The organism is Rathayibacter sp. VKM Ac-2835, assembly GCF_013266705.1.
Classification (GTDB): Bacteria; Actinomycetota; Actinomycetes; order Actinomycetales; family Microbacteriaceae; genus Rathayibacter.
On record NZ_JABSNQ010000005.1, the window covers coordinates 84,777 to 105,089 of the forward strand.

Sequence of the window (20,313 nt, forward strand, 5' to 3'; positions counted from 1 at the left end):
GGGCCACGGATGGTGCGTCGAGCGGCTCAGCCCTGGAAGGCGGAGTCCATCTTGGTCAGCAGTCCGTCGACGGTCTCGGAGTCGTTGAACAGGGCCTGGACGCCGTCGAACACAGCCGGCTGCACCGTGGTGCTGGGCCAGAGGCGGTCGGGCCAGGTGGTGACCTTGTTCTCGCCGGCGTACTGGGCGACGAGGGTGCTCACGGCGTCGGTGGCGGGCTCGTCGCCGGGCATCGCTGCGGCATCACCGAAGGCGTTCGCGAAGATGATCTGCGCTTCGGGGGTCGCCAGGTAGTCGACGAACGCCTGAGTGGCCTCCGTGTTCTCGCTGGCCGCGTTGACGGCGAAGCCGCTGACCGAGGTGGGCAGGTACTCGTCTGCGGTGTCGTCCGTCGCGGGGAAGAGGGCGTAGGTCAGCTTGAGGTCGGAGGGGCCACCGGTGGCGATGTTCTTCGTCTCCGCTGCGATGCTGACGGTGCCGAGGGTCGTGCCCTGACGGATGGCGTCCTGCACCTGCGAGTACGGGGTGCCGTTGGGGCTCTCGTTGAAGCAGCCGGCGTCGCGCATCTCGAGGTACTGATCGAACGCGTCCTTCCACTTCGAGTCCGCGAAGGTGGCGTCGCCGTCGACCTGCTGGTCGATGAACTCGGGGTCCGGCCCGTAGACGAGGCTCGCGGTGAGGGCGTAGGGGATCAGCTGGGTCGTCCAGGTGTCGGAGAGGCCGAGGCCGTAGGCGGTGAGGCCCTTCTCCTTCGCGTCGCCGCAGAACTGCAGCACCTCGCTCCAGGTGGTCGGCACGCTCAGGCCGGCCGTGTCGAGGGCGCCCTGGTTGTAGATGCCGCCGATGGAGGAGAGCACCATCGGGACGCCGACGAGCTCGCCGCCGTCGAGGGAGAGCTGCTGGCGTGCTGCCTCGGGGATGTCCGCGGCCCAGGAGCTGTCCGCGAGGTCGGCGTAGAAGCCGCGGTCACCGGCGACCCGGGCGCTGATGACGTTGCCGCCGCCGCCCGGGATCTCGATGAGGTCGGTGGCGTTGCCGCCGGAGAGCTGCGTGCCGACGACCTCGCGGTAGTTCTGGGCGTACTCCTTGACCTCGACGGTGATGTCGGGGTTCGCCTTCTCGAACGCGGCGACGACCTCCTTGGTCGCGGGGCCGTGGTTCGTGCTGATGCTGATGCTGCCTCCGGCCGCGGCGGTCTCGGAGGCGGGTTCGGTGGAGCAGGCCGCGAGGGTCCCGCCGAGCAGGAGTGCCGCGGCGGAGACCGCGACGGAGCGGCGCAGTGTCGTCGATGACAAGGTCGTACCTTTCAGGGTTGAGGGTGCTGTGACGGCTGATCGCACGATCAGCCTTTGAGTCCGGATGCGAAGCCGCGGAGGATGAAGCGCTGCATCAGGAAGTAGGCGATCAGGATGGGGATGACGGACGTGATCAGGGCGGAGAAGACCAGCGGCCAGTTCGCGCTGTACTCGCCGACGAAGGTGTAGACCGACAGCGGTGCGGTCCTGCTGGAGCCGCCGGTCAGGTAGAGCAGCGGGTGCAGGAAGTCGTTCCAGATGCCGAGAGCGGCGAGGATCGCGACTGTTCCGGTGACCGGGCGCAGCAGGGGGAAGACGACGGTCCAGAACGCGCGCAGCGGGCGGGCGCCGTCGAGCATCGCGGCTTCTTCGTAGTCCTTGGGCATGTCCCGGAGGAAGGCGGAGTACAGGAAGATCGTGAACGGCAGGTTCCCGGCGACCGAGATCAGGATGACGGAGAGCGGGTTTCCGACGAGGCCGAGCTTGGAGAAGGTCAGGTAGAGCGGCAGGAGAGCCAGCTGACCGGGGAAGAGGAAGCCGGCGAGGAAGAGGTAGAAGACGCCTCTCGACCACTTCTCGGTGCGGCGGGTGAGGGTGTAGCTGGCGATCGAGGCGATCACGATGATCAGCAGCACCGAGGTGACGGTGATGACGAGGCTGTTGATGATGCTCGCGCCCATCGCGGACTCGGTCCACGCGATCGCGATGTTCTCGAACTTCAGCGGCCAGGTGAAGCCGAACAGCCCCACTGCAGCGTCGGGGTCGCGCAGCGCGACGGCGACGAGCACGATCATCGGGATCATGAAGATCACCGCGGTGACGATCAGGATCGTCTCGATCAGGGCGGTTCCGCGGGTGTAGGTGGTGTTCACGAGAGCGCCTTCCGCTGAGTGATCCGGAACTGCACGAAGCCGATGACGCCGACGAGGATCGTCAGGATCACGCCTTGAGCGAGCGCGTTCGGGTACTGCAGGTAGAGGAAGGCCGTCTTGTAGACGATGGTCGCCATCGTCTCGCTGGCTCCGGAGGGTCCGCCGCCGGTCATCGAGAACACGGTGTCGAACTGCTTGAGGTTGCCGAGCACGCACAGCAGCAGGTTCACGACGATCGAGCCGTTGATGAGCGGGATGGTGATCGACCAGGTGCGACGGAACGGGCCGGCGCCGTCGATCGCGGCCGCCTCGAGGGTGTCGGCGGAGACCGCCTGCAGCCCGGCGAGGTAGATGACCATGGAGTAGCCGGCGCCCTGCCAGACGATGGTCGCGCAGACCGCGTAGAGGACGAGGTTGGGGTTGCCGAGCCAGTCCTGCTGCAGGGAGTCGAGGCCGAGGTCCCCGAGCATCGTGTTCAGCGTTCCCTGCGGGGTGAGCAGGTACTTCCAGAGGTAACCCGCGACGATCGGGGTCAGCACCACCGGCAGGAAGAACACCAGTCGCAGGACGTACTTGCTCTTCACCTGCGTGTTCAGTCCGAGGGCGAGGAGCAGGCCGATGACGTTCTGCGCGAGAGTCGCGACGATCGTGATGACGAAGGTGTTGATGATCGCGCGGACGGAGTTGTCGTCCGCCAGCACTGACTGGTAGTTCTCCAGCCCGACGAACGCGGGCACGCCACTGGCGCCGTTCCAGTCGGTGAAGGAGAGGACGATGCCGCTGATGTTCGGGAGGAGGGTGACCAGCGCGTACAGCAGCACGGCCGGAACGATGAACCAGAACGGCGTGCGCACTCCTGCCACGAACCGGCGGCGCGCGGGACGGCGGCGCTTGTCGGCTGCGGGCGGCGGCGTCACGGTCGTGGGCCGGTCGTCGAGAGTGGCACTCATCGAGCGCTGTCCGTTCGACGCGAGAAGGTACTCAGGACACTCATCTCCTTTGATGACGTAGTGGGCGACTGCAGTGGACGAGCCGGCCGTGTGGAGGCGAATCGGGCGATTCGAGCAAACAGTGATCGATCACGTTTGGCGGTGAGTTGAACATAGTGATCGATCACGTTCTGTGTCAAGATGAGTTTCGCAGAGATGATCTGCACCGAACCGATGCTCGTGAGGGAGGCCAATGTCGGCCACAGCACCCGCTCGCCGCGCGACGATCTTCGAGGTCGCCCGCCTGGCCGGCGTTTCACACCAGACCGTTTCGCGCTACCTCAAGGACAGCAACGGCCTGAAGGTCGCCAACCGCGAGCGAGTCGAATCCGCCATCCGCGAGCTCGACTACCGGCCCAGCCTCACGGCCCGCGCGATGCGCACCACCCGCACCGGCCGTCTCGCGATCCTCTTCCCCTCAGGTAACGCAGCGAGCTCGCTCCGCATGCTCGAGGGTGCCACCGAAGCCGCGCGGCAGGCCGGCTTCCAGGTCGACGCGATCACCGTCGCCGGAAACACGGCCGAGCGGTCGGAGCGAATGCTCGAGCTCGCCGAAGCCGGCCTCTTCGAGGGCCTGCTCGCGCTCACCCCGCTCGCCGCAGAGAGAGAGGCGCAGATTGCGTCTCGAGTCCCCGTCGTCGTCGGCGCTGAGTACGACGACGAGATGCGCGGCATCGGCGACCTCGCTGACGCCTCCCCCGTCGCGGAGATCATCGAGAGCCTCGCCGGTCAGGGGCACCGCACCTTCCTGCACATCGCCGGCGATCGCAGCTACACCACCGTGCGAAGCCGCGAAGAGGCGTTCTTCGCGACCATCGAGCGCCTCGGCCTCGAATCGGCCGGCAGCGTGGGCGGAGACTGGCTCGGCGACACCGGACGCCGAGCCGTTCTCGATCTGCCGGACGACACCCGCGTGACCGCCATCATCGCCGCCAACGACCACCTCGCCGCGGCAGCCATCCACGGTGCGATCGAACGAGGCTGGCGAGTACCCGAGGACATCAGCGTGAGCGGCTGGGACGACGACCCGGTCGGTGCATGGCTGCCGCCGACACTCACCACGGTGACGATCGACTACGAAGAGCTCGGCCGACGATCCATGGCGAAATTGCTCGCCAGCATCCGCGACGAGGACTCCCCCGTCCCCACCGATCCGGTCGCGTCCGTCATCTGGCGCGGCTCCACAGCCCCCGCGCGCACCTAGCCCTCGCACCCCTCCTCCCGCAGTGCACGACCATGCGTCGCCGCCTGCTTCCTCGTCATGCCCGAACCCCTACAAGGAGGCACGCCCGTGCCCGACGGTCCACGACGCCCACGTCGCGGCGGCAGCCCGACCATCTACGACATCGCCGATGCCGTCGGTGTCTCGGCATCATCGGTCTCCCGAGCTCTGACGACGCCAGGTCGACTGAGCGCAGAACTGGAAGGCCGCATCCGCGCAGCAGCCACCCAGATGGGGTATCGGTCGAACCCGGCAGCTCGCGCGCTGCCGACGGGCAGGTCCGGGGCCATAGGCCTCGTGCTTCCCGATCTGACGGATCCGCTGAGTCTAGGACTGATCGCCGCCGCGGAAGCCGCCGCCGCCTCCGCCGGACGCCATCTGATCGTCGCCGACGCACAGCGCGCCCCAGGCCCAAGGACGACTCTGGAGCTCGCCGACGCCACAGGTGGTCTCGTTCTCTTCGACAGCCTCCTCAGCGACGGCGAGATTCAGGGCCTCGCGGCCACCCACGAGACGGTCTCCGTCGCGCGAGAAGTTGCCCAGGTCCGCAGTCTCATCCCCGATTACACGCCGGGGATCGATGGCGCATTCGATCACCTCCTCCGCCTGGGCCACCGGTCGATCGCCTACCTCACCACCTCCAGCGGATCTCGGATGCGCGGAGCAGCGGCGGAAGCGATCACCACACGCGCAGCGGATCGAGGTATCCCGCTCGAGGTGGTCAGCGTCACCCACGGACACCTCGATGGAACCCTGGCTCGCCTGCACGCCGCAGAGATCAGCGCCGTCATCACACAGGACGGCATCCTCGCCCTCGCCATCGCGGAGGCGGTCAGGAAGTGGGGCGCCGTCGTCCCCGACTCGTTGAGCGTCATCGGAATCGACGACCTGCACGTCTCACCCCTCACCTCGCCGGCGATGAGCAGCATCCGCCTTCCGCTCCCAGAACTCATCACCCGTGCCGTGCGATCCGTTCTTACGCCGGCCGACCTGCCAGCGGGCAGCCCACTTTCCACGCAGTACATCCCGCGGGACTCCGTCGGGCGCCACTCCCCTACCTCCCCTGAAAGGGCGCTCGTCCATGCAACTGTCGCCTGACCCCGACCGGCTTCTCCCCGTTGATCCGAGGACTCGAGCGATCGCTCGAGATCTCTACGACCGCGTCGCCGCTCTGCCGATCCTGTCTCCCCACGGCCACGTCGACCCCCGGATCCTCGTCGACGACATTCCGTTCGATGACGCATCGCAGCTGTTCATCCGCTACGACCACTACGTCACCCGGCTGATGCACGCCGCTGGCGTCGGCCTCGACGAACTGGGCATCCCCGGGAACGGGACGATCGCTCACCCGCGCGAGGTGTGGCGCACCTTCAGCCGACACTGGCCTCTGTACGCGGGCACGGCTTCCGGGTTTTGGCTGCAGAACATCCTCGCGGAGCAGTTCGGCATCACCGAGCACCCCGCCCCTCACAACGCCGACCGGATCTTCGATCTCATCACCGCCGCACTCACCACCCCGGAGTTCCGACCGCGAGCACTGTTCGACGCCTTCGGCATCGAGGTGATGGCGACGACGGACGATCCGATGGACGATCTCTCCTCCCACGCCGCACTCGCCGCGGATCCGACGTTCCGCGGCCGCGTGCTGCCGACGTTCCGCCCCGACGCGTACCTGGACCCGGCAGCGCCGGGATGGGCGGAACGCATAGCCCGTCTCGCCGACTGGAACGGCTCCGCCGACTCCAGCTACGCCGGCTACCTGAACGCGCTGGAGGGTCGGCGCCGCTACTTCCTCGAGCATGGTGCCGTCTCCGCTGACCACGGGATGCTGCAGCCGCTGACGGTCGAACTGGAGGGTCCGGACGCCGCCGCCCTCTTCGAGAGGGCACTCTCGGGCGGCCTCGGCACCGCCGACGCGCGGATCTTCGCCGGGCACATGCTGTTGCAGATGGCGCGGATGAGCACCGAGGACGGCCTCGTCATGACCGTGCACCCCGGCGTGCTTCGCAACCACGACACCGCCACCTTCGAGCGCTACGGACCCGACACCGGGCACGACATCCCCGTCGCGACCAGCTACGTCGAGAATCTCCGTCCCCTGCTGCAGCGATACGGCAACACCAAGGACTTCCACCTCGTCCTGTTCTCGATCGACGAGACGATCTACTCCCGTGAGATCGCCCCGCTCGCCGGCTACTACCCGTCCGTGTTCATCGGCGCCCCGTGGTGGTTCCTCGACGCGCCTGACGCGATCCTCCGCTTCCGAGCGGCGACCACCGAGACCGCCGGATTCTCCCGCGGCTCCGGCTTCATCGACGACACCCGCGCCTTCCTCTCCATCCCCGCCCGTCACGACATGGCGCGGCGCCTGGACTCCGCTTTCCTCGCCCGACTCACCGCCGAGGGCCGCATCGATCTGCCCACCGCCGAGCGCACCATCGTCGACCTCGTCGACACCCAGCCTCGAAAGGTCTTCAAACTGTGAGCACCGACGCCCCCCGCCGCCTCTCACGAACCGACGTCGATCGGCCGACCGCCCCGATTCGGATCGTGCATCTGGGACTCGGCGCCTTCCATCGAGCCCACCAGGCCTGGTTCACCGACGTCGTCGACCGCGACCACGAGTGGGGAATCGCCGCCTTCACCGGGCGCACCCCCACCGCCGCCGACGAGCTCGCGCCACAGGACGGCCTCTTCACCGTCATCGAACGCTCGGCCGACAGCGACACCGCTCGCATCGTGGGCAGCATCGTCGAAGCCACCCCCGGAACCGACATCGACCGGCTCGTCACCCTCATCGCCGCACCCACGACCGCGATCATCACCACCACGATCACCGAAGCCGGGTACCGCCTCCTCCCCGACGGCTCCCCCGACCTCCACGACGACGACCTCCGAACGGACATCGCAGCCCTCCGCGGCGATGGCCGGACGAGCACCGCGCTGGGACGGATCCTCCTCGGACTCCAGGAGCGGCGCTCGTCGCACGCCGGCCCGATCGCCGTCGTCCCTTGCGACAACATCCCGGACAACGGCGCCTGGCTGCGCCGCGGCATGCTCGCCCTCGCCGCCGACATCGACCCCGACCTCACCCAGTGGATCGAGGACAACGTGTCCTTCGTGTCTACGTCCGTGGACAGGATCACACCGAAGACCACGCACGCCGACCTAGCCGTCGCCGGTGACCTCACCGGCTTCGCCGACGCCGCCGCCGTCGTCACCGAACCCTTCCGCGACTGGGTGCTCTCCGGTTCCTTCCCGGCCGGACGACCGGCATGGGAGGAAGCCGGTGCACGCTTCGTCGAGGACATCGAGCCGTTCGAGCGCCGCAAACTCTGGCTGCTCAACGGCGCACACACCCTCCTCGCGTACTCCGCCCGGCTCCTCGGACACGAGACCGTATCTGCCGCTATCGCCGACCCCACTGCGCGCGCCTGGGTGAACGAGTTCTGGGACGAAGCCGTCCGGCACCTCCCCGCCGGCCTCGACCTCGACAGCTACCGTGCCGCGCTGCTTGACCGCTTCGACAACGCCCGCATCGTCCACCGACTCGACCAGATCGGCCAGGACGGCGTGACCAAGCTCCGAGTGCGCATCGTGCCGACCCTGCTCGCCGAGCGCGCTGCAGGACGCGACGGCGCCGCGAGCATCCGCCCGATCTCCGCCTGGCTGACCACGCGCCTCACCGGACTCGAGCTACCGGACTCGGCTGCTTCGGCCATCGAGGGCGCGCTCCACGCCCCCGACCCGACCATCGCGCTCCTCTCCCTCATCGACCCGCGTCTCACCGCCGACCCGGCGCTGCTCGACGACATCCGCACCGCAGCCGCCGACGCTTCCGTCCCCGACTCCCCTACCGAGAAAGACCTCTCATGATCATCGACAGAGCCGACGTCATCGTCACCAGCCCCGACAGGAACTTCGTCACCCTCAAGATCACGACCGCAGACGGCCTGACCGGACTGGGCGACGCGACCCTCAACGGCCGCGAACTCGCCGTCGTCGCCTACCTCCGCGAGCACGTCGTCCCCCTGCTCATCGGAGCGGACGCCTCGAAGATCGAGGACACCTGGCAGTTCCTCTACCGCTCCGCCTACTGGCGCCGCGGCCCCGTGACCATGGCCGCCATCGCCGCCGTCGACATGGCCCTCTGGGACATCAAGGGCAAAGCCGCCGGCATGCCCGTCTACCAGCTGCTCGGCGGCGCCTCCCGCACCGGTCTGATGGCCTACGGCCACGCCTCCGGCAAGGAGCTGCCGGAACTGTTCGACAGCGTCCGCCACCACCAGGAGCAGGGCTACAAAGCGATCCGCATCCAGACCGGCGTGCCGTCGCTCAAAGCGATCTACGGCATCGCCTCCCAGGGCGGAGACCACGGCGACGCGGAGATCCGCTACGACCACGAACCCGCCCGCCGAGGCGCGAAACCCGTCGAGGAGGACTGGGACACCCGCGCCTACCTCACCCACCTGCCCGGCGTGTTCGAAGCCGTCCGCAACGAGTTCGGCCCCGACATCCCCCTGCTACACGACGGCCACCACCGGATGACACCCATCCAGGCCGCGAAACTCGGCAAGGCACTCGAACCCTACGACCTCTTCTGGCTCGAGGACTGCACCCCAGCAGAGAACCAGGAAGCCCTCCGCCTCGTGCGCCAGCACACCACCACACCGCTCGCGATCGGCGAGATCTTCAACACGATCTGGGACTTCAAGGACATCATCCGCGACCAGCTCATCGACTACGTCCGCGGCGCCGTCACCCACATGGGCGGCATCTCACCGCTGAAGAAGACCCTCGACTACGCCGCGATGTACCAGATCAAGTCCGGCATGCACGGACCCACCGACATCTCCCCCGTCGGCATGGCCGCCGCCATGCACCTCGGCCTCGCGATCCACAACTTCGGCATCCAGGAGTACATGCGGCACGGCGCGAGGACCGACGCGACCTTCGAGCAGTCCTTCACCTGGACAGACGGGTTCCTGCACCCCGGGAACAAGCCGGGCCTCGGCGTCGAGCTCAACCTCGACGAGGCCGGCAAGTACCCCTACGAGCAGGCTTACCTGCCCTACAACCGCCTCCTCGATGGCACCGTCCACGACTGGTGAGCGTCCTCAGAGGAAGTGCAAGCTGAGGCACCTTCTCGGCTACTGATGTCGACATCCGGGGCTCGGACCGGACGGTCTAAGCCCGTCGCCGACGTCGAAACGAGGGAAGGGCCCGCGACACCTAACGGTGCGCGGGCCCTTCCTCGTTGGCGGGCCTCAGCCCTGCACGTCGGGCGGGAACATTCCGGTCGGTGGGGCGGTGTAGGGCAGCATGTCGCCTGGCCGGTTCTCGTCAGTCGAGGTCGCGAACGGGCCGCTGGGTGAGAGCAGGACTCGCATGTGCGGATCGAGGTGATTGATCCAGTAGGCGCTGAGAGACCCGGCGCTGGTGCGAATTTCTTCCCACATCCGCCAGAGGGCTTCGATGCGGGTCAGTGCCTCGACACTGCTCCACCACTCAGCCGCCCACCGGTCGCCGGCGGCCTGGCCCTTGGCTGTGACCCGGCGCCGGTAGGAGGGCCGGAGGAACTTGCGGACCCACTCGTCGGCGGATCCGAAGTACGTCGCCGGCACCTCCTCCTCGTCCACGTCCTCCACCTCGACCGGGTGCAGGCTGACGGGTCGAACCGGGGCCGAGAACGCATCCGTGTCGACGTCGAACAGGTCCTCGTCGCTCATCGCTCACCCGGCAGAGTCGCGTCCTGCGCCGTATCGAGGTCCGCCGCTTGCTGCGCCTCGAGCGGAGGCATCACCGTCACGACGGGCGAGACGGGTGCGGTGTTCGCGGGTCCGCTGCTGGCGTCGTGTGCGGCGATGGAGGCGTTGATCGCGGCGACCTGCTCCTTGGGGCCGTTGTACCAGGGCACGGTGTCGACGAGGGCGGCGCGGGAGCCGGAGGAGAGCATGATCGCGCGTCCGCGGCCCATGCTGGTGAGGTCGGCGACTTCGAGGATCTTCTCTCGGCGCAGCGCTGAGGTGGTCGACCGGACGCCTTTGTTGTAGCTGGCGGAGGTGGTCTCCTTGTCGTAGGTGCCGATCAGTTCGGAGAGGGTGCGCAGGAACTCGTCCTCCGCGACTCCGCCGGCGTACAGCTTCACGTTCGCGGCGGACCAGAGCTTGAGCATGCCTTCCTTGCCGAACACGCCGACGCCCTGGGACCAGGACTGGAAGACGGCCATGATCGGGATTCCGCGGGAGCCGTAGTGCGAGTACAGGTCGGGGAGGTCCTTCCACCGGCAGACGTTCGCGGCCTCATCGAGGACGGCCACGAGGGGCGTCGCGAGGCGCCCGCCGCGGGAGCGCGCGGCGTGCTCTTCCGCGGCCTCGATGGTCGCGGCAGTCAGGGCGGTGACGAGGGGGCCGGCGGTGCCGGCGCCTTCCTTGGACAGGGAGTACAGCGTCTGGGTCGACGTGACGAACGTCTCGGGGATGAACTGCGGGCGGGTGTCGTTCGGGCGGGCGTTCACCCAGTCGGCGGTTGCGGCGCTCTTCAAGCACACGGCCATGCCCTGCGCGGTCGAGTAGATCCCGTCGCGGGCTTTCTCGGCGGTGTTCATGATGCCGCGGACCGCTCGCGCGTTGGTCGGGTAGCCGTTGTCGTGCAGGAGCTCGACGGGGGTTTCGTCCTCGACGGAGGTCAGCCAGAGCAGCACGTCGCTGATCGGCCGGTTCCCGGCCGCGGCTGCGAGCAGCAGGTCGGACAGCAGCTCTTGGCCTTTGCCGTCGAAGTAGGCGTCGGTCTTCGCGTTCATCGCCCGGGTGCCGGAGGCGAAGTGCGTCGCGAGCTTCGCGGCCTTGGTGTCGTCTGTGACGTAGGAGAGGGGGTTCCACCACCAGGTCGCGTCCTCGAACGCGACGCGCTGCGGGTCGAACACCCACACGTGGCCCTTGGCGGCGCGCACGTCGCGGGTTGCGTCGAGCACGTCGCGCTTGTTCGACGTCGTGACCACGGCGCCGGGGGCGGCCATGATCGCGGGGATGACGAGGGAGGTCGACTTGCCCACGCGGGGGCCTGCGATCAGCAGCATCATGTCCTCGAACGAGGCGTAGAGCATCTGCTTCCCCAGGTGCAGCCGGCCCACCGGGACGCCGGGGTTCTCAGCGACGCCGAGGCGGGCGGACTTCTTCAACGCCTCCTTGCGCATCATCGGCGCCAGATCGCGCGGCGTCGCCATGTATTGGGCGGCGTGGTCCACGCTCGAGCGGTTCTTGCGTCCGAGTGAGCGCATCCACACGAGCCAGAGGCCGACGAGGACGATGACGGCGACGGCGGCCGCGGCGATCATCGTTGCGGACGTCGACCACACCACTCGGCCGCGGAACAGGCCCGAGATGATTTCGAACGGATCGGAGGGCAGGCCCTCGTTCACTCCGTCGAGCTGCGACCCGACCGCGACGGCCACCCAGACGATGCCGATCGCAGCGATCGCCACGAGGGCTGCGCCGAGCATCAGGGCGTCGTTGCCTGCCTTGCCGGGTTCGCGGCGGCGGTTGTTGGCGGTGGCGCTCATGCGGACTCCTCCGTGTAGATCGGGCCGGCCCACCGCGGGGTGCAGTCGTTGGCGGGTGCTTGGTGCGAGGTCCCCCAGGAGAGGACCGCGAGGCCCCGCTCCGCGAAGGAGACGGGGAGGTCGGTTGTGTGGAAGCCGTGCTCCCCCGGAGCGGACCGCTGGCAGGTCCAGCGGTAGCCCTCGAACGCGAGCGTCGACGGGCAGCTCACGCGATCACCCGGTCCCACTGGTCCCAGGCGACGAAGCTCGCCATGAGCCCGACGCCGGTCCAGCAGAGGGTGAGCAGGAACCGGTCGCGGTCCGCCGTCCGCTGGCGGGCGCGGAGCGCGCTGATGATCGCGGCCCCGCCGGCGCCGGCTGCGACGCAGCTCGCGCCGAGTGCGACGAGGACGCTCACGGCAGGATCTCGACGTTCACGGGATCGGTGGGCAAAGGCTCCGCTGCGCGTCCGGCGCGGGAGGTCGCGTGCCAGAGCTTGTTGGTGTCGTTGACCTCCTTCTCTGCTGCGGTCAGCTCGACGCGCACCGGGATCCCGGGGCGTCCGCCGACCTTGATCAGGAAGCGGCCGCGGCCGGGAGGCTCGGACTCGTGCCCGGATACGGGGTCCCAGGCTGGCGGGTCCTGCCAGGAGGTGAGCATCCCCTGCTCCGCGATCGACATCGGCACGGCCGAGGTCAGCAGCGGCATTTCCGCGCCGGGGAGGCCGCCGCAGATGACCATGCCGGAGCGTTCTACGAAGCCCTTCGCCTTCATCTGGTCCTCCTGGGAGGCCAGTGCGAGGAGGTCGGACATGGTGTGGCTGATCATCGCCAGGCCGACGCCGCGCGCGCGGTTGAGGCGGGTGAGCGCGTCGACGCGATCGACCATGCCCTTACCCGCGCGCAGCGCCCGCCACAGCTCGTCCAGGATCACGAAGTAGTGCCGTTGCGGTTCGAGCTCCGCGTCCGCGAGGGCGGCCGCGACGTTGACGGTCCCGAATCCGGCGGACCAGCAGGCGAGGAGGATCGCGGCCTGGAGGTCGCCTTCGGAGTCGTCGATCGAGGACACGTCGTAGACGACGGGCCGGTCCCGGCGCATCGGCGTGGTCGTCTGCTTCGAGAACACCTCGCCCAGACGTCCACCGGTGGTGAGGCCGATGAGCGATGCTTCGAGGTTCTCGGTGACGTCCTTGTACTTCTCGATGTTCCCGCGGTCCAACGCGACCTGACGAACCTCGTCCGGCGCCTCCTGGATCACGCGCAGCAGATCCGCGAGGACCGGCACGCCCTGGTGGTGCTCGTCCAGGTACTTCAGCGCCCGGTCGATGATCGTCTCTTCACGGTCACTCGGCGGCTGGGAGCGGAGGATCGTCAGCAGCGCTGCGACCATCGTGTGCCGGCGGCCGTGGGCGTCCGCGAGGACCTGGTGCGCGAGGCGCTGCACCTTCGCGGCGTGCTTGCGCAGCCGGCCGACCTCCGCGATCATCGCCGCTGTGTCGTCGGAGACGCCGAGCGCGTCGACCTGGTGCGCGAGCTCGTCGGCCCGCTCGAGCGAGCGGTCGGCCTCGTCACGGAGGCGCTGCGCGGCCTCCGACGCCTCGCCGGGATCGAGGATGTTCAGGTAGCCGCGGCCACGGCCGAGAGGGATCACCTGCCCGTCGAGGGCTTCGATCAGATCCACGTAATCCGGCTTGAGGTCGCCCAGCACGAGCGGGATCGTGCCGTACCCGGCGAGGCCGGCGGCCATGCGGCGGGTCAGCGAGGACTTCCCCAGGCCGGGCTTGCCGAGCACGAACATCGACGGGTTGCTGATCAGGTTTGCGCGCTGGAACCAGCTGATCGGGTCGCAGCAGACGGAGGCGCCGGTGGAGAGGTTCTTCCCCAGCGGCACCCCGATCATCGGCGTACCGGTGCCGACCGAGAACGGGTAGAGCCCGCACACCTGCACGGTCGTCCCGCGGAACTCGTCTGCGGCCGTGACGTTGACGGCTTCACCTCCGCCGCGACCGAGCCACCCGCGGATGCTCGGGCGCAGAGGACGGCGCAGCGCCGTCCCCTGGCTCTGCTTCTTCCCGCCGTGCGGGATCTCGATCTTCTTCCCTTCCCGGCGCCGGGTGCGCGAGGTGGTGCGCTCCCTGGTGAGTGTCGGCCGCTGCACGACCGCCGCGGCCGGAGCTCCGCTCTGCCCGCGCGCTGCTCGCTGCGAGGGTGTGGCCGTGTCGGTCCCGGGCACTGCCGAGGACGACACGGCACCGGTGGGCAGGCCGTCGCCGGTCAGCTCCTCCGCCGCCGTGTCGCCGTGGGCGGCGGTGACCGCTCCGTCCGGCAGGACGTCCTCGCCGGGTTCGAGCTCGTTGTCGCTGTTCGAAGAGAACAGGCGGGTGATCAGGCTCACAGGGACTCCCTCACTTCGGTGGGCAGGCGCAGGTGACGCGGGAGCACGAGGCCCAGCGGCAGACCCGCAGCGAAAACGGTGTCCTGCGACCCGAACGCCGGCCGCACCCGAAGACGCGCCGCGGCGGTCAGCGAGTCGATCGCCGCGCGCGCGTCCGCCTCGTGCACGGCGTCAGTGGTCGTCGCGGTGACGATCAGGCCGAAGTTGAGCAGGCCGGCGCCGGAGGCCTCTTCCGCCGCGGTCGCCTGGGCGGAGCGGGTGGAGAGGGTCGAGCGGGCGGTGGGCTTGGTGGACGCGGAGCTGTTGAACTGCGCCGCGTTCAGGTCCGCCTCCACGATCGCCGCGGCGCGGGCCGGGTCGATGGGGCGGTAGAGCAGGGTGACGCGCTTGCGGGCGACGTCGCGGTGCGGAGCCAGGAGGCGCGCGAGAATCCCCGACTGCACGACTCCGCGCGGCGGGGAGGTCATCGTCCACGACGTCGACACGGCGCCGTCGTGCCGGTACGACTCCCACCGGGACTCCGCGGCCGCGGGGCCGACGTCCGTCCAGGACAGCTCCGGCACATCACCGGAGGCGCGGGCCTCATCGATCAGGACGGCGGCGGCGGGGTCGTAGGCGATCCGGATCACCTCGCACAGTTCCTGAGCGCCGAGCGGCCGTGCAGCGCCGGCGCCGGTCGCGGCGAGGCTCGTCGTCAGCCCGGGGAGGCGGGCGGCGAGATCGGCGGCGACCTCCTTTGCGTTGCGTCGCTTCCCGCCGATGCGGGAGAGAGAGGAGAAGGTGATCGCGACGTAGGCGCGGATCGTGGCCGACCCGACCGGGTAGCTGCTGACGACCTCCGAGAGCATCGCTTGAGCGAACTCCGGCGCATCCGGGTCCATCGACCCCTCGACCTCCGAGCGCAGGCGCGTACCGGTGTCGGGGGCCGTCTCGACGGTGACGGAGGCGGCCTCGATGCCGGGCTCGTCTCCGAGGTTGGAGAGCCAGATGCCGTACTCCGCGACCTGGTTGTTGACCTGCTCCTGATCCACCAGCGCGGCGCCGTCCGGCTCGGTGGCGATCACGACGGTGTAGTGCTTGGTCGAGGGGACGTGCACGAGAGCGAACCGGCGCCCGTGCGAGTCCTCGTGCTCGGAGAGCTGCGACGCCGCGGCCAGTCCAGGGAGCTGGAACGTGCCCCACTTCGCTCGACCCGTAGGGCCGGAACGGTAGACGTTCGCTCCCTTGGCCTTCGTCCGCATCCAGTTCACGCGATTCACCGTCCTTCCGAGGGCGCTCTGCCCGTGCTTGTCCTTCACTGAAACCGTCAGCAAGATCCCGCCGAAGATCGCGGCGACGACGAGCGCGGCCCCGAGGCCGGAGAACATCGACGCGATGATCGAGGAGAGGATGCCGACGAACAGCACGCCCGTAGCGAGCTGTCCGAGGCCACCGAGTCCCGCAGTCTGCGGGCGACGCCAGTTGCCGTACGTGCGCGGCGCCTCAGCGCTGCGCGTGGGAGTCGTCGTGCTCATCAGTTCCCGCTTCCGTTGCCGCCAGTGGCGTCGTCCGTGGCGGCCTTGACCGCTCCTGCTGCGTGCTTCGCGCCCTCGGCGGCCTTCCCGGCCACCGCAAGGCCGACACCGATCGGGCCGCTCGCCGCGGCCGCGGCACCACCGCCTGCCGCCGCACCGCCCGCTGCCGCGCCACCGCCCGCCGCAGCTCCGCCAGCTGAGCCACCGCCTGCTGCTGCGCCGCCGCCTGCACCGGACGCGGCCGGGGTCGCAGCGGGTGACCCCTTGCTGCCGGCGGAGGCGCTACTGCCGGACGGTGCAGAGCCGAAGCCACCGCCGCCGGGCGTTCCTCCGCCCCCGCCGCTGTCACCTCCGCTGCGCGAGCGGATCGCTCCGCTGGCAATCTCCGCCGCTCCACCGGCCGCGGCCGCACCGAGCAGGAGGCCCGCCCCGCCACCACCACCGCCCACCGAGGCCACAGCGGGGACGAGGAAGCGCATCAGGGCGGGCAGTGCGACGAGCGCGATGAGCATCAGCGCTAGGCCGGTGACGATCTGGAACAGCCCGGTGCCGTCCGACTTGAACAGGTCAGTGCCGGTCATCCGGAAGGCGATCGCGTAGACGATCGCCGCGGCTGGCTTGTAGAGGATGAAGGCGAGGGTCCAGGCCATCGTCTTTTTGAACCACTGCTGCCCGATCTCGGTGTTCGTCGCGGCGGCGGCGATGGGGAAGATGCCGGCGAGGACGACGAGCATCGCGCCGCGGAACACCATCAGCGCGACCTGGACGTAGGTCATCAGCACGGCGAGGATCCCGAGGAGGAAGAGGCCGATCAGGCCGATGGGAGCGGTCGCGGTGAGAGAGATCATCGCGAAGACGTTGGTGCCGAAGCAGTTGCTCTCGCCGTTGGTGACGTCGCAGTCGGTGGAGTTGTTGAGGATCCAGACCGAGAAAGCGTCTCCGGCTTGCGTGGCGAGGCGGATCACGACGAGTCCCGCTCCGGCCACGGCGATCAGCGTCAGCACCGACCGGGCGAGGGTGCGCAGCTCGCCAGCACGATGCGTCCACACCATGCGGCCGGCGGCGACGAGGATCGAGAGGATCGCGAGCCCGCCGGCGTACCACTCGAGCTGCCCCTGCACCCAGCCGACGGTGCTCGAGGACTCGTTCAGGTGCAGGGCCAAGGGCAGGAACCCTGTCACGAGCGCGGAGGCGGAGGAGAGCAGGAAGACGGCGAAGATGATAACGCCGATGCGGCCCATGTGCGCTTCGCCGTCGCCGTGGCGATGACGGGTGCTCATCATCACGCCGGCGATGATCAGCGACATGACCGCGAGGCCCGCGGCGACCCACGTCACGTAGCCGAGGATCGTCTCGAACGCCTCCGGCAGGGGCGGCGTGCCGCCGCCGTTAACGCCGCCTCCCCGGTCGACGACGGTCACCGGGGAGGGAACGTTCACCCAGAGGGTGCCGAGCGAGACGACCGCTTTGCCGAAGCCCTCCAGGATGTTGTTGACGAACTGCTGCAGAGCGTCGTTCGACGCCTGCGAGACGACGTTGCCGATGCCTTCTCCGGTCCAGCAGAGAACGTCGACGACGGAGCACGGCTCTTTGTCGGGGACTGGGGTCATGTGGTGCCGCTCCAAGGGAGGTAGCCGCCGAGGCTCTGCAGAGCGACCGGGCGGAAGGTGGGGAGTCCGTCGTCGGTGAGCACGAACTTCCAGTCGCCCTCGGACCAGCTGAGGGCGTAGGGGAAGCTGATGAGACGTCCGTCGGAGATCTGGAAGGCGATGTCGATGGTGGCGTTCTGACCGTCGTAGGCAAGGACTTTCACGCCGGCGATCTGGGAGCTCAGGCCGGTGTTGCTCTGAGTGGTCTCCCGGGCCAGCGCGGCGTCTCGACCAGGGCCAGGGACGGTGAGGCGTTCGGTGACGAGATCGCTCAGACGGCCATCCGTTCCCATCGCCCAGAGATTCGCCACGGCGAAGGCTGCGCCTTCCACGGTGTGCGCGTAGCAGCTGCGAACTCCGTCGGCGTCGACGACGCCAGGCCCTGCATCGTCCGAGGAGGGCGCTGCCATGGTCCCGACGATGGTCCACTCCGCGTCGGGTGCGGCAGCGAGGCTGCCGCTCTCCTCGAGTCCAGGGAGGCCGCAGATGCTCGCAGCATCGGCGTCGAGCTCTGAGGCCTGGGAGGTGGGCGTTGCAGTGGTGGCGGGCACGGCGGTGCCCTGCCCGCCACCACTGTCCAGGGACGTGACGGCGAGCAGGATCGCGGCCAGGACGAGGATTCCGAAGACGATTGCTCCGAAGATGAATCCTCGACTGGTGAACGGGTTGCGGGACTGCGTGTCGCTCATGACGTCGTGCCTCTCGTTGGTGAGCCGGTCGGTGTCCTCGTGCGCTAGCTGCCCATGAGGAAGCCGACGATCGTGAACGCGGCGGAGACGATGATGACGCCGACGAGGAGTCGGCCGAGCCAGCCGCCGATCTCTCCGCCTTCGCCGCGGCGGGCGGAGACGGTCATGGTGACGCCGAGGATGATCAGGCCGACGACGGCGACGCCGAGGCCGACCCACTTGGCCCAGCCCATGACGGTGGTGAAGGCCTCGAATCCGGGCGGCATGCCCCCGGGGCCCGGGTCGGGGACGACGGCCCCGAAGCCGCCGGCGGCTGTGATCAGGTCGGAGGTGAGGGCGAGTACAGACATGGTGTTCTCCGTTTCGTGTGGTGGTGGTGCGGGGTGTTCGGCGCCGCCGGTTAGGGCGCCGAAAAGGTCCGGCTATCCGGTGGTGAGGGGGCCGTCGGCGTAGGCGACGTCGAAGTGCAGGTGGTTCGGGGTGTCTGTGAACTGGGTGATGTGCTGGTAGCTGGTCGAGCGGCACTGGATCTGCCCGGCACGCGAGCCCGCCGGAGCCTGTGGGTCCAGGACGGTGAGGAGCGTGAGCGCGTTCGCGTCGCAGCCGGTCGTGGCCGTGCCGTCGAAGGAGAAGAAATCGACCGCGTTCCCACCGCCGTTCATCCAGTGAGAAGAGCCGGTGCCGGCGCCCAGGAGGGATCCGGTGCACTGGCGGTTGAGGTCGGAGACGCCCACCTTCCCGAACGTGTTCAAAGCGATCGTGATGATCTGGAGAATCCGCACATCGATGCCGCAGTTCTCCTTCGCGGTGCCGGCGGCCATGTCGCGAATCTGCTGCGCGTAGCGGTCCTCGAGCAATCGCAGGCGCCCCTCGTCCATCGCCGTCACGAGGCCGGCTGCGAGGGACTGCGCGTCGCCAGATACGGCGACGCATCCACCGATCGGCGCAGCCGTCGTAGGTGCGGTGCTGGCCGGCGTAGAAGGAACATCGACCGGTGCAGCGGTCGTCGCAGGTGCGGTCGCGCTGCTGCCGAGGCCGTTGAGGTAGGTCATGATCCCCACGGCGTCGGCGCGGTACTTCGTGTAGTGGTTCGGGTCGGCGTTGCGCTGGACCTTGTTGATAGCGGTCGAGGGCTCCATCGACTGCCAACCCTCGACCGCGACGAGGCGGTCGTAGAAGAAGCCCGCCGAGGTCGTCGGGTTCATTCGCTGCTCAACGGTGCCCCAGCTCGACTGCTGCTGGAACAGGCCGATCGAGTCGGCAACTGACCCGTCCGGGTTGATCGCACCGTCCCCGTAGGTGATGTTCACCAGGGATGACTCCCCGATCGCCGTCTGCACGCCGAGCGTCTGCCCGTCCGCGCCGAGCCCCTTCGCTGCCCCCGCATTCACGATCAGGGCCGCGTTCACCAGCTGGTCGTGCCCGTAGGCGCCGACCTTCGCGTCCGCAGGGATGGCGGAGACGTTGACGGGCCCCCCGCCCGGCAGGCATGCCGCGGCAGCAGAGCCGCCGAAGAACAGCACCCACAACAGCATCACAACCGCCACGACGGGCACCATGACCGCCGCCAGTACCCCCAGTCCCCCCTTCTGCATTTGGCTATTCCGAGGCCAGAGGGGTGATCTGCTCGACGGCCCAGGGAGTGTTCTCGCTGGTGCGGTGGACGTACACGCAGTACTCCCCCGCATCGGTGGTGACGAGGATGCGCATCGTGAACGCGCCGTCACCGTCGCGGACGGTCGCAGCGCCCGTGAGGCTCGTGCAGGGCACGTTCGCCGGGTCGACCGTCTCGTAGGCCACTGCGGCTCGCTGGCTCAAAAACGGGTAGAGCTCGCTGATCCAGGTGTCGTAACTGAGCGTTGGACGGCAGAACGCCACCACCGCCTCCGACGCAATCGCGACGGCTGTGCTCATGAGAGACGGTTCTGGGGACGGCTCCGTGTCGACCGGTTGTACGCCCTCAGGGGTCGGCGTCGGCGATGAGAGTCGGGTGTTGGGGAGAGGCGAGGCGGTCTGCGGTGACTCGTTCTCACGTGACGCCTCACCTGGCGAAGTCGACGAGCAGCCGCTCACGAGGAGGGAGGTGACGAGGGCGAACAAGACGGTTGAGTACCGAGACGAAGAAGCGGGCACACGACAAAACTACCGA

At 68.8% G+C, this 20,313-nt stretch carries 19 protein-coding genes; 5 read left to right on the forward strand and 14 right to left on the reverse strand.

Going from position 1 to position 20,313, the window contains the following annotated elements; all coding sequences use genetic code 11:
• Positions 1 to 26 precede the first annotated feature (26 nt).
• Genes HRK28_RS19335 through HRK28_RS19345 form a run of 3 tightly spaced genes read right to left on the reverse strand, consistent with a single transcriptional unit; the run spans position 27 to position 3,117 of the window.
• Positions 27 to 1,295 (reverse strand): ABC transporter substrate-binding protein, encoded by a 1,269-nt coding sequence (locus HRK28_RS19335; protein ID WP_166674180.1) that lies wholly within the window; start codon positions 1,293 to 1,295, stop codon positions 27 to 29.
• Between the two features lie 47 nt (positions 1,296 to 1,342).
• On the reverse strand, positions 1,343 to 2,167 hold the full coding sequence (locus HRK28_RS19340) for a carbohydrate ABC transporter permease (protein ID WP_133963513.1): 825 nt from the start codon (positions 2,165 to 2,167) through the stop codon (positions 1,343 to 1,345).
• Positions 2,164 to 3,117, reverse strand: coding sequence for a carbohydrate ABC transporter permease (locus HRK28_RS19345; RefSeq protein WP_133963512.1), 954 nt, complete (start codon positions 3,115 to 3,117; stop codon positions 2,164 to 2,166). Before HRK28_RS19345 ends, HRK28_RS19340 begins: the two co-directional genes overlap by 4 nt.
• A 232-nt stretch (positions 3,118 to 3,349) precedes the next feature.
• Between HRK28_RS19345 and HRK28_RS19350 the strand changes: the two genes are divergently transcribed.
• The 5 genes from HRK28_RS19350 (at position 3,350) to manD (ending at position 9,489) form a co-directional block, all read left to right on the forward strand.
• Positions 3,350 to 4,360, forward strand: a complete 1,011-nt coding sequence (locus HRK28_RS19350) for a LacI family DNA-binding transcriptional regulator (RefSeq protein ID WP_133963511.1) — start codon at positions 3,350 to 3,352, stop codon at positions 4,358 to 4,360.
• A gap of 87 nt (positions 4,361 to 4,447) precedes the next feature.
• A complete protein-coding gene (locus tag HRK28_RS19355; RefSeq protein ID WP_166674179.1) occupies positions 4,448 to 5,476 on the forward strand; it encodes a LacI family DNA-binding transcriptional regulator in 1,029 nt (342 codons plus the stop codon).
• Complete coding sequence (gene uxaC, locus HRK28_RS19360; protein ID WP_173252768.1) at positions 5,460 to 6,863, forward strand: glucuronate isomerase; 1,404 nt, start codon at positions 5,460 to 5,462, stop codon at positions 6,861 to 6,863. The genes HRK28_RS19355 and uxaC overlap by 17 nt, the downstream gene beginning before the upstream one ends.
• 65 nt (positions 6,864 to 6,928) lie before the next feature.
• Complete coding sequence (locus HRK28_RS19365) at positions 6,929 to 8,254, forward strand: mannitol dehydrogenase family protein (protein WP_367948485.1); 1,326 nt, start codon at positions 6,929 to 6,931, stop codon at positions 8,252 to 8,254.
• Entirely contained in the window at positions 8,251 to 9,489 is a 1,239-nt protein-coding gene (manD, locus tag HRK28_RS19370; protein WP_173252770.1) for a D-mannonate dehydratase ManD, read from the forward strand. Before HRK28_RS19365 ends, manD begins: the two co-directional genes overlap by 4 nt.
• 156 nt (positions 9,490 to 9,645) lie before the next feature.
• Here the strand turns inward: manD and HRK28_RS19375 are convergent, their stop codons facing one another.
• From HRK28_RS19375 to HRK28_RS19430, 11 genes are all read right to left on the reverse strand, one after another.
• Positions 9,646 to 10,107, reverse strand: coding sequence for a DUF4913 domain-containing protein (locus tag HRK28_RS19375; RefSeq protein ID WP_173252771.1), 462 nt, complete (start codon positions 10,105 to 10,107; stop codon positions 9,646 to 9,648).
• Positions 10,104 to 11,939, reverse strand: a complete 1,836-nt coding sequence (locus HRK28_RS19380; protein ID WP_173252772.1) for a type IV secretory system conjugative DNA transfer family protein — start codon at positions 11,937 to 11,939, stop codon at positions 10,104 to 10,106. Before HRK28_RS19380 ends, HRK28_RS19375 begins: the two co-directional genes overlap by 4 nt.
• Positions 11,936 to 12,148 carry a hypothetical protein gene (locus HRK28_RS19385; RefSeq protein ID WP_104234427.1) on the reverse strand — a complete coding sequence of 71 codons (213 nt, stop codon included), beginning with the start codon at positions 12,146 to 12,148 and terminating at the stop codon, positions 11,936 to 11,938. The genes HRK28_RS19380 and HRK28_RS19385 overlap by 4 nt, the downstream gene beginning before the upstream one ends.
• Positions 12,145 to 12,336, reverse strand: a complete 192-nt coding sequence (locus HRK28_RS19390) for a hypothetical protein (protein ID WP_104248357.1) — start codon at positions 12,334 to 12,336, stop codon at positions 12,145 to 12,147. The genes HRK28_RS19385 and HRK28_RS19390 overlap by 4 nt, the downstream gene beginning before the upstream one ends.
• The gene (locus tag HRK28_RS20370) at positions 12,333 to 13,940 is read right to left on the reverse strand and encodes an ATP/GTP-binding protein (protein ID WP_197409460.1); all 1,608 of its coding nucleotides are present in this window, start codon (positions 13,938 to 13,940) and stop codon (positions 12,333 to 12,335) included. The genes HRK28_RS19390 and HRK28_RS20370 overlap by 4 nt, the downstream gene beginning before the upstream one ends.
• Before the next feature lie 368 nt (positions 13,941 to 14,308).
• Positions 14,309 to 15,826 carry an SCO6880 family protein gene (locus HRK28_RS19405; protein ID WP_173252773.1) on the reverse strand — a complete coding sequence of 506 codons (1,518 nt, stop codon included), beginning with the start codon at positions 15,824 to 15,826 and terminating at the stop codon, positions 14,309 to 14,311.
• Positions 15,826 to 17,436 carry a hypothetical protein gene (locus HRK28_RS19410; RefSeq protein ID WP_173252774.1) on the reverse strand — a complete coding sequence of 537 codons (1,611 nt, stop codon included), beginning with the start codon at positions 17,434 to 17,436 and terminating at the stop codon, positions 15,826 to 15,828. The genes HRK28_RS19405 and HRK28_RS19410 overlap by 1 nt, the downstream gene beginning before the upstream one ends.
• Positions 17,433 to 18,164, reverse strand: a complete 732-nt coding sequence (locus HRK28_RS19415; RefSeq protein WP_173252775.1) for a hypothetical protein — start codon at positions 18,162 to 18,164, stop codon at positions 17,433 to 17,435. Before HRK28_RS19415 ends, HRK28_RS19410 begins: the two co-directional genes overlap by 4 nt.
• Before the next feature lie 44 nt (positions 18,165 to 18,208).
• Positions 18,209 to 18,514 carry a hypothetical protein gene (locus tag HRK28_RS19420; RefSeq protein ID WP_173252776.1) on the reverse strand — a complete coding sequence of 102 codons (306 nt, stop codon included), beginning with the start codon at positions 18,512 to 18,514 and terminating at the stop codon, positions 18,209 to 18,211.
• 72 nt (positions 18,515 to 18,586) lie between these two features.
• Positions 18,587 to 19,759: a hypothetical protein gene (locus HRK28_RS19425; protein WP_173252777.1), complete on the reverse strand. Its 1,173-nt coding sequence runs from the start codon at positions 19,757 to 19,759 to the stop codon at positions 18,587 to 18,589.
• A gap of 4 nt (positions 19,760 to 19,763) precedes the next feature.
• Complete coding sequence (locus HRK28_RS19430) at positions 19,764 to 20,078, reverse strand: hypothetical protein (protein WP_173252778.1); 315 nt, start codon at positions 20,076 to 20,078, stop codon at positions 19,764 to 19,766.
• Positions 20,079 to 20,313: the final 235 nt, after the last annotated feature.

What these genes read in the sequence shown, in the direction of transcription:
- HRK28_RS19425 (WP_173252777.1), bottom strand. Translation starts at nt 19,759, where the DNA reads ATGCAGAAGGGGGGACTGGGGGTACTGGCGGCGGTCATGGTGCCCGTC.
- HRK28_RS19375 (WP_173252771.1), bottom strand. Translation starts at nt 10,107, where the DNA reads ATGAGCGACGAGGACCTGTTCGACGTCGACACGGATGCGTTCTCGGCC.
- HRK28_RS19380 (WP_173252772.1), bottom strand. Translation starts at nt 11,939, where the DNA reads ATGAGCGCCACCGCCAACAACCGCCGCCGCGAACCCGGCAAGGCAGGC.
- HRK28_RS19350 (WP_133963511.1), top strand. Translation starts at nt 3,350, where the DNA reads ATGTCGGCCACAGCACCCGCTCGCCGCGCGACGATCTTCGAGGTCGCC.
- HRK28_RS19430 (WP_173252778.1), bottom strand. Translation starts at nt 20,078, where the DNA reads ATGAGCACAGCCGTCGCGATTGCGTCGGAGGCGGTGGTGGCGTTCTGC.
- HRK28_RS19345 (WP_133963512.1), bottom strand. Translation starts at nt 3,117, where the DNA reads ATGAGTGCCACTCTCGACGACCGGCCCACGACCGTGACGCCGCCGCCC.
- manD (WP_173252770.1), top strand. Translation starts at nt 8,251, where the DNA reads ATGATCATCGACAGAGCCGACGTCATCGTCACCAGCCCCGACAGGAAC.
- HRK28_RS19415 (WP_173252775.1), bottom strand. Translation starts at nt 18,164, where the DNA reads ATGAGCGACACGCAGTCCCGCAACCCGTTCACCAGTCGAGGATTCATC.
- uxaC (WP_173252768.1), top strand. Translation starts at nt 5,460, where the DNA reads ATGCAACTGTCGCCTGACCCCGACCGGCTTCTCCCCGTTGATCCGAGG.
- HRK28_RS19410 (WP_173252774.1), bottom strand. Translation starts at nt 17,436, where the DNA reads ATGACCCCAGTCCCCGACAAAGAGCCGTGCTCCGTCGTCGACGTTCTC.
- HRK28_RS19405 (WP_173252773.1), bottom strand. Translation starts at nt 15,826, where the DNA reads ATGAGCACGACGACTCCCACGCGCAGCGCTGAGGCGCCGCGCACGTAC.
- HRK28_RS19420 (WP_173252776.1), bottom strand. Translation starts at nt 18,514, where the DNA reads ATGTCTGTACTCGCCCTCACCTCCGACCTGATCACAGCCGCCGGCGGC.